Source organism: Polaromonas sp., from assembly GCF_041689105.1.
Taxonomy (GTDB): domain Bacteria; phylum Pseudomonadota; class Gammaproteobacteria; order Burkholderiales; family Burkholderiaceae_C; genus Polaromonas.
Genome location: NZ_JBDNGU010000137.1, coordinates 1 through 11925 on the forward strand (window position 1 = coordinate 1; position 11925 = coordinate 11925).

Here is an 11925-nt window from a genome sequence, read left to right on the forward strand (position 1 = left end):
CAGCGCCATCCAGCTCATCAAGGCCAATGCCCGTGGGTTTCGCAGCTTCACCAACTACCGGGCAAGAATTCTGTTTCATTGCGGTAAGTTGGATTTGGGTTGGGCGTGAGGAAAAAATCACAGTGAAATTAACGAAGAGCCCAAATTGTAACTACGGAACAACGCAGCCACATCATGCATGCCGCGAAGCGTAAAAACACGGCCCCGGAAATGGTTGTTCGGCGTACTCTGCATGCTGGGGGATATCGATATGTCCTTCATTTCGCCACGCTGCCGGGGAGCCCAGATGTGGTAATCCCGAAGCGCGAAAAGCGATTTTTGTGAACGGATGCTTTTGACATGGTCACAACTGCGCGAGGGGAAATCGCATGCCCAAACAAAAGTTTGCCCACTGTCATGCGAAGAAATCCCGCAACATGGCACGAGATCGAGATGCATTGAAAAATTTAATCAATCAGGGTGGGATCCCAATTGTGCTCTGGGAGTGCGAACCCAAGAGCTGGAAAGAATATGAGCTTGAAGCAGTGCTTGCGGCCTTCCCTGGCTCGAGACGACAAGGCGCTTGCCTCCGCCGTTTGTGTTTAATTCGCGCGATGACTCACGCGTGAAATAAAGGGCGCGAGGAATTGGTCGCCAATTTTCCGGCGTCCTCCTCGATTAAATGCTGGGCGGATAATGCGAGTGGTCTAAGAAGATGCTGACCTAGCCAATTTACGACGGGCACTACAACACCATCACCAGTCAAATGGTATGCGTCGTTGTACTTGCCTGGCAGCGTATAGCTCTCTGGCAACCCCATTAGTCGTGCAGTTTCGCGAGCCGATATAAGTCGTGAGCGGACCTCGTTGCCCTTCACGACCATCACGATTTGTCGGCTGGAACCTCCCGCAGGGGTGCGCAAGCATCCGCTCAGTCCGTCAAACCGCACCTCAGCTCTTTGAACCCCAGTTCGTGTTCGCTTGTAGATCGTCCCAACGTGAAGTACGCCGCTTTCACGGGCTGCAGCAACCTTGGCTAAGTTACCTGGTGTCATCATTCGCAGAAGTTTTTCCGTTACTGCTAATGAGTCCCAAGTGGAGTCGGAAAAATCGTGTTCAATGAGCTCAGATAAGTTCGGAACATCTGCCGTGGGCATAGGAATCTTCCACCAAATCCAGTTCTTGCGAACGGCTTCTGGAAGTTCTTCGACCAAATCTTGCAATTTCCTACGGTGCCAAGCTGGGTTGGGAATTTTTGCGACTAGTCCTTTTGGCAAAACCACGCCATTAGCAACGGCAACTATGAAAAGTCGAGGGCGTGAATGCGGCAGGAAGTAAGCTGCGTCTATTTCAAGAGTGCCTACTTTATATCCAGCTTCTACTAATCCAGAAATCAGCCCGGTCAGGTCTTTGCCTCCGTGTGAGGTTATAAGTCCGCTGACATTTTCCAATGCCACGACTGGGGGGTGTCTACCTTCTGCTTTCAAGCTCATCAATAAACGCCAGAATGGCCAAAATACTCCAGACCGCTCGCCTGCCAGACCCTTTCCATAGCCGGCGAGGGAAAGGTCTTGACATGGAAATGAAGCCCAAGCCAGCGGTGCCCTAGTTGGCAACTGGCTCGTGGTGATTTTTGCTACGTCCCCGACGTGCAGCTCTTCGGCTGGAGCGAAGTTTGACTTGTAGGCGATCCCTTTTTTGGGATCGAAATCATTGCTAAATAGACATTTCCATCCGGCACCGAGTCCAATCCTTGCCATTCCGCCGCCGCAAAAAAACTCAAAAAACCCTAGTGGCTTGAGAACGTTTGAGTAAGAAGAAGTCATGGATTGCTGCACGTTAGAGAAAAGAAGCGCCTTGGCTGACAAGCTGCTAATAAATTCTTCCAATACTACTGTAAAAAACAACAGTATGCAAAATTTTATTCTTATTCGGCTTGGGGATACCTGCTGGATCGGTTTTTGTCGCCGGTAGCAACAAATTCTTCGCCCGCTCAGACCGCCCAACCTTGAGTGGCTACAACCCCGGCCTCTGCGAGTGCAGCCCCGCCAGCGGTGCTGCTAGGACTCGGGTGGATGCTGGGAACGGATAACAGATCAAAGGCTGAAGGCTTGAAATACTCCTGCACCGTCTCCCATGCCACCGCCCGCAGATGTTTCGCAATCGCGGGGTCCAGCCCGGCGGTGTACTTCAGGTCCACAGGTGAAGCCTTGAACAACGATGCATACGTCACCCACGCAGTCAGGTAGCTGCCGGCCACGCTGGAGTGGAGCCCCGCAGCAGTGAGTTTGTCGAAGGGTCAGTACTTCGGCAGGGCTCTTCGACAGGCCCAGCCCGAACCGTGTAAGGTCATGAACTACGAAAACATCGACAACCCGGATAAACATCAATGAGCACACCCCCCACCCCCACCGGCCTTCAACTCCAGTCCCTGGTCAAACCCGAAGGCGTGCTGGAAATTTCGCTAGTCAGCGTGCCCACCCCCACCCCTGCTGCCGATGAAGTGGTGGTGCGGATCGAGGCCACGCCGATCAACCCCTCCGACATTGGCCTGCTGTTTGGCGCGGGTGACATCAGCACTGCCGCGCTGGCGGGCACGGCCAGCCAGCCCGTGGTGACGCTGCAGATTCCGCAGGCAGCCATGAAGGCCATGGCCGGCCGGCTGGGCCAGTCACTGCCTGTGGGCAACGAAGGTGCGGGTGTGGTGGTGGCGGCCGGCAGCGCGCCTGCCGCGCAGGCGCTGCTGGGCAAGACGGTGGCCCTGCTGGGCGGTGCGATGTATGCGCAGTACCGCTGCGTCAAGGCCGAGCAGTGTCTGCTGTTGCCTGCGGGCACCACGCCGGCCGAGGGGGCTTCGTGTTTTGTCAACCCGCTCACCGCGCTCGGCATGGTCGAGACCATGCGTCTGGAAGGCCACACGGCGCTGGTGCACACGGCGGCGGCTTCCAACCTGGGGCAGATGCTCAACAAGATCTGCCTCAAGGACGGCATCGAGCTGGTGAACATCGTGCGCAAACCCGAGCAAGTGGCGCTGTTGAAGTCGCTGGGTGCCAAATATGTTTGCGACGCCACGGTACCCACCTTCATCGAAGACCTGACGCAGGCGCTGGTCGCCACCGGCGCCACCCTGGCCTTCGACGCTACGGGCGGCGGCAAGCTGGCCGGGCAGATTCTGGGCTGCATGGAAGCCGCGCTGAACCGCACCGCCACCGAGTACAGCCGCTACGGATCGACCACCCACAAGCAGGTGTACATCTACGGCGGCCTGGACACACGGCCCACCGAGTTCAACCGCAACTTTGGCATGACCTGGGGCATGGGTGGGTGGCTGCTGTTTCCGTTTTTGCAGCGCATTAGCCCGGCGGCCGCGCAAGCCCTGCGTCAGCGTGTGGCCAGCGAGCTGAAGACCACCTTTGCCAGCAGTTATTCGAAAGAAATCTCGCTGGCCGAGGCGCTGCAACCCGCAGAAATCGCGGCGTACGGCCAGCGCGCCACGGGCACCAAGTACCTGATCAACCCCAACAAGGGCATCACCGCTTAATCGCGCGGTGCAGGTTTGGCCCAAAACCGCAGCACGCCATCACGCAACGGCGAAAACTTCAGCGCCAGCAGGTCCAGCAGGTAGTTCTGGTACATGCGCCACGGCCGGCGCAGGCCCTGGCGCGCCAGCAGGTGGGCAGAGCGCTGCACATAGCCCGAGCTCAGGTCGATGAAGGCCTGCGTCGGCAACTGCGGGTCGTCATTGACCGGCATACACACGTCAAGCTGGCGCGCCTCCATGTCATTGAGCAGGCGGCAGACGTAACGCGCCACCAGCTCGCACTTGAGCGTCCACGACGCATTGGTGTAGCCGGAGGCCAGCGCCAGATTGGGCACACCGCTGAACAGCGCGCCCCGGTAGACGATGGACTTTGACATGTCCACCGCCGCGCCATCCACGCTGAGCGACACGCCGCCCAGGACCTTGAGCTGCAGGCCGGTGGCGGTGACGATCACGTCTGCCGCAATTTCCTCTCCCGAGGTCAGGCGGATGCCGCCTGCTGTGAAACACTCGATGTGCCCGGTCACGATATCAGCCTTGCCGTCTCGCACGGTCTTGAAGATGTCTGCGTCCGGCGCGATGCACAGGCGCTGGTCCCACGGCTTGTAGCTTGGCGCCAGATGGCGCTCCACATCGAAGGCGGGGCCCAGCAGCCGCCTGGCCTGCCGCAAAATCAGGCGCCTGACGGTGGCCGGTCTGCGCCGCGAGAGCTGGTAGAACGCACTGGCCAACGAAATGTTCTTCCAGCGGATCAGCGCGTGTGAGATCTGGCCTGGCAGCCAGCGCCGCAATAGCGCGCCAATACCGTCGCGCGTCGGCAGGGCGACGATGTAGCTGGGTGAACGCTGCAGCATCGTCACATGGGCCGCGCTGGCCGCCATGTCGGGCACCAGCGTCACGGCGGTGGCGCCGCTGCCGATCACCACCACCTTGCGGTTGCGGTAGTCCAGGTCGGCCGGCCAGTGCTGCGGATGCACGATGCGGCCGCGAAAATCGTCGCGGCCCGGCCAGGGTGGCTGGTAGCCCTGTGCGTAGTCGTAGTAGCCGCTGCAAAAGAACAGGAAGCGGCAGGTAAAGTGCACGTCGCGAGCGGGCGCGCCATCAGCGCTGAGGGTGGCGCTGACGCTCCAGCGGGCCTGCTGCGCGTCCCAGGCGGCGGCGCTGACGCGGTGGCCAAAACGGATGTGCCGGTCTATGCCTTCATCGCGCGCCGTGCTGACCACGTAGTCGCGGATGGCCGGACCCGCCGCAAAGCTGGCGTCGCTCTCCCAGGGCCGGAAGCTGTAGCCCAGGGTGAACATGTCGGAATCGGAGCGCACGCCAGGATAACGGAACAGGTCCCAGGTGCCCCCGATTGCCTGCCGGTTTTCCAGAATCACGTAGCTGCGTGTGGCGCACAGCGTCTGCAGATAGTGACCTGCCGCGATGCCAGAGAGGCCGGCGCCCACGACCACCACGTCGAAGAAGAGGGGGTCGGAGTCGGCGGCCGTCATGCGGGCAGTTTAAGTCACGTGCTGGGCACGCGCGCGAGCGCTCACGCCTGAACGCCCTTGCGAAACTCCCCCGGACTGACCCCCATCCATTGCTTGAAAGCCCGGGTAAAACTTTTCTCGTTTTTGAAACCCACCGCCGCTGCCACCTGCTTCACCGGCTTGTCGCTGCGATTGAGCAAGTCCCTGGCGCGCTCGAAGCGCACCTCGTCTTTCAGCGCCTGCAGCGATGCGCCTTCCTCTTTCAATTGCCGGTGCAGCGTGCGCGCGGAGATATTCAGCAGCGCCGCCAGCCCATCGGCGTTGTGCGCCTGGTCGGGCCAGGCCGTCAGCGCCTGGCGCACCTGCTGCACCAGCAGGCGGTCGCGGCGGTATTGCAGCACGGTCAGCGGCAGGGCGCGCCGCAGCATGTGCTGCAAGGCCTTTTCGTCACGGCGCAGTGGCAGGGCGAGGTAGCGTGCATCTATCCTGATCCCGGTCTGCGTGGCGCCAAAACGCAGCAGGCCGGGGAACATCAGTGCATAGGCATCAGCGTGCGGCGGCGCGGCAAACTGAAACTGCGCGCCCTGCAGCGGAATGCGTGAGTCGATGTACCAGCAGGCCAGGCCGTGGATGTTGCGCAGCACATGCACCAGGCAAAACTCGCGTGCCTCCTGCCCGTCCCGGCCGAGGTCGCCGCGCTCTTCGATCACGATGGTGGCGGTCTTGTGATCATCCTGGCTGGTGGTCACCAGCTTGAGTGCAATGTCGTCCGTCAGCAGCCCGTGGTGGCGGCACCAGCGCTTGAGCGCCACGCCCAGCGTGGGCGCACTCAGCGAGGCCCGGGCCAGCATGCCGTAGCTGCCCCAGGGCAGCTTGCGTGAGAAGGCGCCCAGCGCCTCGTCGTCCAGCTCCTGCATCGCCGCGCCGGACAGCACCTCCATCTGGCGGGCGGTGATGCGGGCACTGGCTTGTTGCAGCCGGGCTGGCGTGATCTGTGCCAGCTTCAGCGCGGCGGCGGGGCTTTGGCCATACAGCTCGTAAGCCCCGGTGATCACCCTTGCAAAGGCCATGGGCGTGGCGGCAGTGGACGGGTTTGCGGACGCTGGCGGGCGGTCGGTGGGCATTCATCAATTTTCGACGAAGCAGGCACGATTTGCAACCTGTGTGGCGGCCGCTTGGCGGATTTTGGGCCTAAGCTGCGGTGTTTGGCGTTAAGGTGTGGACTGAATGGATTGTCATTGCGGCCTCCGAGCCGCCATCCATGCCCGCACTGGCCCGACACGCCCTGACGCGCGCCCTGTTTGTATTGAGGAGACACATGCCAGTTCTGGAAACCAAACTCAACGCCCGCTCGGCCGACTTTCAGGCCAATGCCGCTGCCATGCGCACGCTGGTGGACGACCTGAAGCTGCAGGTGGCCAAAGCCGCTGCCGGCGGCGGTGAGGCAGCCCGGGCCAAACACGTGGCGCGTGGCAAGCTGCCGCCGCGCGAGCGGGTGCAGATGCTGCTGGACCCTGGCACACCGTTTCTGGAGCTGGCACCACTGGCGGCGCTGGCCATGTACCCCGACCGCGACGGCAGCGACAGCGCACCGTGCGCCGGCATGATCACCGGCATTGGCCGCGTCAGCGGGGTGGACTGCGTGATCGTGTGCAACGACGCCACCGTCAAGGGCGGCACCTATTACCCGATGACGGTCAAGAAGCATTTGCGCGCCCAGGAAGTGGCGCAGCAAAACCGCCTGCCCTGCATTTACCTGGTCGATTCGGGCGGCGCCAACCTGCCGAACCAGGACGAGGTGTTTCCCGACCGCGAGCATTTCGGCCGCATCTTCTACAACCAGGCCAACATGAGTGCGTTGGGCATTGCGCAGATCGCTGTGGTCATGGGCAGTTGCACGGCGGGTGGCGCCTACGTGCCGGCCATGAGCGACGAGACCATCATCGTCAAGAACCAGGGCACCATTTTTCTGGGTGGCCCGCCGCTGGTGAAAGCCGCCACGGGCGAGATCGTCACCGCCGAAGATCTGGGCGGCGGCGACGTGCACACCCGCCTGTCAGGCGTGGCGGACTACCTGGCGCAGAACGACGCCCACGCGCTGGCGCTGGCTCGGGCCTCGGTCGCCAACCTGAACGCCAATTACACAAGAAAAGTGCCTGCAGCCCCTGCCAGCCGTGCACCACGTGCTCCTGAATTTGCAGCAGATGAGGTTTATGGCGTGGTGCCGGTGGACACCCGCAAGCCTTATGACGTGCGCGAGATCATTGCCCGCATCGTGGACGGTAGCGAGTTTGACGAGTTCAAGGCGCGCTTCGGTGCCACGCTGGTCACAGGTTTTGCGCATATCGAGGGCATGCCGGTTGGCATCATCGCCAACAACGGCATCCTGTTCAGCGAGTCGGCGCAAAAGGGTGCGCACTTCATCGAAGTCTGCTGCCACCGCAAGATCCCGCTGGTGTTTTTGCAGAACATCACCGGCTTCATGGTGGGTCGCAAGTACGAGGCCGAAGGCATTGCGCGCCACGGCGCCAAGATGGTGATGGCCGTGGCCACTGCGCAAGTGCCCAAATTCACCATCATCATCGGCGGCAGCTTCGGCGCCGGCAACTACGGCATGTGCGGCCGCGCCTACAGTCCGCGCTTTCTTTGGATGTGGCCGAATGCGCGTATTTGTGTCATGGGCGGCGAGCAGGCTTCTTCCGTGCTGGCCAGCGTGCGGCGCGACGGTATCGAGGCCAAGGGCGGCACATGGAGCGCCGAGGAAGAAAAAGCCTTCAAGCAACCCATGCTGGACCAGTTTGAACACCAGTCGCACCCCTATTACTCGAGCGCGCGCCTGTGGGACGACGGCGTGATCGACCCCGCCGACACGCGGCGCGTGCTGGCGCTGGGCCTGCGTGCCAGCCTGAATGCGCCTATCCCCGAGCCAAAGTTCGGCGTCTTCCGCATGTAGGTCGGTTAAAGGAAAAAGAACCCATGTCCAACGTTTCCACTTACGACACGCCCGAGTACGAACTGCTGCGCGACCAGATCGGCCGCTTCATCGCCAAAGAGGTAGAGCCACACGCCGCCGGCTGGGAAGAGCAGGGTTGTGTGCCGCGCGAGGTGCTGCGCCGCATGGGCCAGGCCGGTCTGTTCGGTCTGATGTACGAAGAAAAATACGGCGGCGCGGACAGCGATGCCATGACGAATCTGGTGTTCGCCGAGGCGCTGTCGCAGTCCACCTTTGCCGGCTTCATCATTACGGTGCTGGTCCACACCGACATGGCCAGCCCGCACCTGCACCACGCGGGCAATGCGGCGCAAAAAGAAAAGTATTTGAAGAAGGTGATTGCCGGCGAGCTGATCACGGCGGTAGGCATCACCGAGCCGGGCGCCGGCTCGGATGTTGCCGGCATCAGGACAAGTGCCAGACTGGATGGCGCTGAGTGGGTCATCAACGGCACCAAGATGTTCATCACCAACGGGGTACATGCCGACCTGTACTTTGTCGCGGCCAAGACCGGCCCGGGTAAACGCGACATGTCGATGTTCATTGTCGAGAAGGGCACGCCCGGTTTCACGGTGGGCCGGGCGCTCAAGAAAACCGGCTGGCTGTCGTCGGACACCGCCGAGCTGATTTTCGACAACGCGCGCATCCCCGCCGGCAACCTGCTGGGCGAGGAGGGCAAGGGTTTTTATTCGGTGATGAAAAACTTTCAGACTGAACGCATCGCGCTGGGTGCGATGGCCGTGGGCCATTGCCAGCAGGCGCTCAAGCTCACGCTGGACTATGTGCGCCAGCGCCAGGCCTTCGGCGGCCCGCTGTGGGACCAGCAGGTGATTCGCCAGCGCATCTCGATGCTGGACGCCAAGACACGCGCCGCGCGGCAATTCATGTACCACTGCGCCTGGCGCGTGACCCAGGGCCACGACATCGTGCAGGACGTGTCCATGCTCAAGGCGCTGACCGGCGAGCTGGTCAACGAGGTGGTGCAGACCTGCCAGCAGTTCCATGGTGGCATGGGCTACATGCGCGAGACAGCGATTGAAAGGCTGTGGCGCGACGCGCGTGTGCTGGCCATTGGCGGCGGCGCAACCGAGGTGATGCTGGAAGAAGCGGCCAAGCGTTATTGAAGCCTTTGAACGCAACAACAAACGGAACAAAAGCCATGAAACATCTTGAACTGAGCTCTGCCAGCGGCGTAGCCACGGTCACCCTGAACCGGCCGGAGGTGCGCAATGCCTTCAATGACGAGGTCATTGCCGAGATGACGGCGTGTTTCATGGACCTGGGCAGCCGCCCGGATGTGCGCTGCATCGTGCTGGCCGCCAAGGGCACGGCTTTTTGCGCCGGCGCCGACCTGAACTGGATGAAACGCATGGCCGACTACACGCGCGACGAAAACGTTGCCGATGCCGGCGCACTGGCCGAGATGCTGCGTGTGGTTTACACCTGCCCCAAGCCGACGATTGCCAAAGTGCAGGGTGATGTGTATGCCGGCGGCACCGGTCTGGTGGCGGCTTGCGACATCGCGGTCTCGGTGGACACCGCTGGTTATTGCCTCAGCGAGGTCAAGCTGGGCCTGATCCCGGCGACTATCAGCCCCTATGTGATCCGCGCCATGGGTGCGCGTGCTGCGCACCGCTACTTTTTGACAGCCGAAAGGTTTGATGCGGCCGAGGCCTTGCGCATCGGTTTTGTGCATGAGGTGGTCGCAGCGGACCGGCTGGATGCCAAGATCGCCGAACTCGCGAAAGCCCTGGTCAACGCCGGCCCCGAGGCCGTCAAGCTCTGCAAGCTGCTGGTGCAGGACGTGGCGGACCAGGAGATCACGCCCGCGCTGATACAGATGACGGTCGAATCCATTGCCGACATCCGCGTCAGCGACGAGGGGCGTGAAGGTGTGCAGTCCTTTCTGCAAAAACGCAAGCCGAACTGGATCATCTGATGCACCCGATGGACACTGCGCAATTGGTAGCTCTTGCCGGCGCGCTGGGTTGGGCCAGCGGCGTCCGGCTTTACCTGGTGGTGTTGCTCACCGGCCTGGCCGGTTTCATGGGCTGGATCCAGTTGCCGCAAGGCCTGCACCTGCTGGCGCACCCGGTGGTGTTGGGTGCCAGCGGTTTCATGGTGGCCGTGGAGTTTTTTGCCGACAAGATCCCGGGCCTTGACTCCTTGTGGGACGTGGTGCACACCATGATCCGGATTCCGGCCGGTGCGGCGCTGGCGGCCGGCGTGTTCGGTGCCGACAGCGGTTTGATGGCGCTTCTTGCGGCGTTGGCAGGCGGCACGCTGGCTGCCACCAGCCATGCCGCCAAGGCCACCACCCGTGCGGCCATCAACACCTCGCCCGAGCCTTTCAGCAATGTGGGCGCCTCACTGGTGGAAGACAGCCTGGTGCCTGCCGGCCTGTGGCTGGCGATTGCGCACCCGCTGATGTTTGTTGTTGTGCTGGTCCTGGTGTTGATCCTCAGCGTGTGGCTGATCCGCATCTGCTGGCGTTTTTTGCGGCAGCTGTTTGCCCGAGTGACGCGCATCTTCAGCGGCAAGCCCGACACCGGGCCGCCACCGGCCTTCACCCTGAAATCTCCTTTCTCAAAGAATGACTGACATGTTCAAAAAAATATTGATCGCGAACAGGGGAGAAATCGCGTGCAGGGTCGCCGCTACCGCCAGACGTATGGCGATCCAGACCGTCGCCGTATATTCCGATGCCGACGTTGGTGCCAAACATGTCAGCGCGTGCGATGAGGCCGTCCACATCGGCGGCAGCGCGCCCAAGGACAGCTACCTGCGCTGGGAAAAAATCATTGCAGTAGCCAAGGCCACCGGCGCTGAAGCGATTCACCCTGGCTACGGCTTTCTGAGCGAGAACGAGGAGTTCGCCAAGGCCTGCGGTGCAGCCGGCCTGGTCTTTATCGGCCCACCCGCGTCTGCCATCAAGGCCATGGGCCTGAAGGCCGAATCGAAACAATTGATGGAAAAAGCCGGTGTGCCGCTGGTGCCTGGTTACCACGGCAGCGACCAGGACCCGGCGTTGCTCAAGCGCGAGGCCGACCGCATTGGTTACCCGGTGCTGATCAAGGCCAGTGCCGGCGGTGGCGGCAAGGGCATGCGTGCGGTGGACAAGACAGAAGATTTTGACGCGGCGCTGGCGTCCTGCAAGCGCGAAGCCATCAACAGCTTTGGCGACGACGCCGTGCTGGTGGAGAAGTATGCGCAGCGCCCCCGCCACATCGAGATCCAGGTGTTTGGCGACACGCATGGCAACTACGTCTACCTGTTTGAGCGCGACTGCTCGGTGCAGCGCCGCCACCAGAAGGTGCTGGAAGAAGCGCCGGCGCCTGGCATGACAGAAGCCATGCGCCAGCAGATGGGCGAAGCCGCCGTGTCTGCTGCCCGTGCGGTCAACTATGTCGGTGCGGGAACTGTCGAGTTCATTGTTGAGCAGCGCCCGGACGGCACCATGAACTTTTTCTTCATGGAGATGAATACAAGGTTGCAGGTGGAGCACCCGGTCACCGAGATGATCTACGGGGTCGACCTCGTCGCGCTGCAGCTTCACGTAGCCGAGGGGAGGGCGCTGCCGTTCACCCAGGAGGAGATCGTTTCGAGCGGTCATGCCGTCGAGGCTCGCGTGTACGCCGAAGACCCTGCACGCGACTTCCTACCGACTGGTGGTGTCGTGCGTCGGATGGTCGAACCCCGTGGACCGGGAGTACGCGTCGACTCGGGTGTCGATGATGGCTCGATCGTTGGTTCCGACTACGACCCCATGCTGGCCAAGGTGATCGCTCACGGGGGCGACCGCGAGCAAGCGCTGCAGCGGCTCGACGCTGCACTTGCCGCCACAGCCATCGTCGGGGTCACCACCAACATCGGGTTCCTGCGCCGGTTGCTGGCCAACGACGACGTCCGTGCCGGCCGTCTCGACACCGGCCTGGTCTAGCG

The 11925-nt window shown here is 62.0% G+C and carries 11 protein-coding genes and 1 pseudogene; 8 read left to right on the plus strand and 4 right to left on the minus strand.

From position 1 onward, the window contains the following. Together ACESMT_RS14445 and ACESMT_RS14450 are read left to right on the plus strand one after the other, a co-directional pair. Nucleotides 1-109: transposase (locus ACESMT_RS14445; RefSeq protein WP_372824689.1), on the plus strand; the 109-nt coding region annotated here is incomplete at its 5' end. Nucleotides 110-144: 35 nt separating this feature from the next. After that, the gene (locus tag ACESMT_RS14450; RefSeq protein WP_372827300.1) at nt 145-324 is read left to right on the plus strand and encodes a hypothetical protein; all 180 of its coding nucleotides are present in this window, start codon (nt 145-147) and stop codon (nt 322-324) included. Nucleotides 325-598: 274 nt separating this feature from the next. On the opposite strand, the gene ACESMT_RS14455 is transcribed toward ACESMT_RS14450, so the two are convergent. After that, nucleotides 599-1885 (minus strand): DNA cytosine methyltransferase, encoded by a 1287-nt coding sequence (locus tag ACESMT_RS14455; RefSeq protein ID WP_372827291.1) that lies wholly within the window; start codon nt 1883-1885, stop codon nt 599-601. 86 nt (nt 1886-1971) lie between these two features. After that, on the minus strand, nt 1972-2211 hold the full coding sequence (locus ACESMT_RS14460; protein WP_372827292.1) for a hypothetical protein: 240 nt from the start codon (nt 2209-2211) through the stop codon (nt 1972-1974). Nucleotides 2212-2367: 156 nt separating this feature from the next. On the opposite strand from ACESMT_RS14460, the gene ACESMT_RS14465 reads away from it, so the two are divergent. Further along, the gene (locus ACESMT_RS14465; protein WP_372827293.1) at nt 2368-3519 is read left to right on the plus strand and encodes a zinc-binding dehydrogenase; all 1152 of its coding nucleotides are present in this window, start codon (nt 2368-2370) and stop codon (nt 3517-3519) included. Here ACESMT_RS14465 and ACESMT_RS14470 read toward each other — a convergent pair. Both ACESMT_RS14470 and ACESMT_RS14475 read right to left on the minus strand, forming a co-directional pair. After that, a complete protein-coding gene (locus ACESMT_RS14470; protein WP_372827294.1) occupies nt 3516-5012 on the minus strand; it encodes a flavin-containing monooxygenase in 1497 nt (498 codons plus the stop codon). The genes ACESMT_RS14465 and ACESMT_RS14470 overlap by 4 nt on opposite strands. 41 nt (nt 5013-5053) lie before the next feature. Beyond that, nucleotides 5054-6115 carry an AraC family transcriptional regulator gene (locus ACESMT_RS14475; RefSeq protein WP_372827295.1) on the minus strand — a complete coding sequence of 354 codons (1062 nt, stop codon included), beginning with the start codon at nt 6113-6115 and terminating at the stop codon, nt 5054-5056. A 194-nt stretch (nt 6116-6309) separates the two neighbouring features. Here ACESMT_RS14475 and ACESMT_RS14480 point away from each other — a divergent pair, with 194 nt between their 5' ends. The 5 genes and pseudogenes from ACESMT_RS14480 to ACESMT_RS14500 form a co-directional block, all read left to right on the plus strand. Further along, nucleotides 6310-7944, plus strand: a complete 1635-nt coding sequence (locus tag ACESMT_RS14480; protein WP_372827296.1) for a carboxyl transferase domain-containing protein — start codon at nt 6310-6312, stop codon at nt 7942-7944. A gap of 23 nt (nt 7945-7967) precedes the next feature. Beyond that, nucleotides 7968-9107: an acyl-CoA dehydrogenase family protein gene (locus tag ACESMT_RS14485; RefSeq protein ID WP_372827297.1), complete on the plus strand. Its 1140-nt coding sequence runs from the start codon at nt 7968-7970 to the stop codon at nt 9105-9107. A gap of 35 nt (nt 9108-9142) precedes the next feature. After that, complete coding sequence (locus ACESMT_RS14490; protein WP_372827298.1) at nt 9143-9922, plus strand: enoyl-CoA hydratase/isomerase family protein; 780 nt, start codon at nt 9143-9145, stop codon at nt 9920-9922. Next, nucleotides 9922-10584: a DUF4126 domain-containing protein gene (locus ACESMT_RS14495; protein WP_372827299.1), complete on the plus strand. Its 663-nt coding sequence runs from the start codon at nt 9922-9924 to the stop codon at nt 10582-10584. The genes ACESMT_RS14490 and ACESMT_RS14495 overlap by 1 nt, the downstream gene beginning before the upstream one ends. Before the next feature lies 1 nt (nt 10585). Next, nucleotides 10586-11920: pseudogene (locus tag ACESMT_RS14500) on the plus strand (acetyl/propionyl/methylcrotonyl-CoA carboxylase subunit alpha); the annotation flags it as partial. Between the last annotated feature and the right edge of the window lie 5 nt (nt 11921-11925).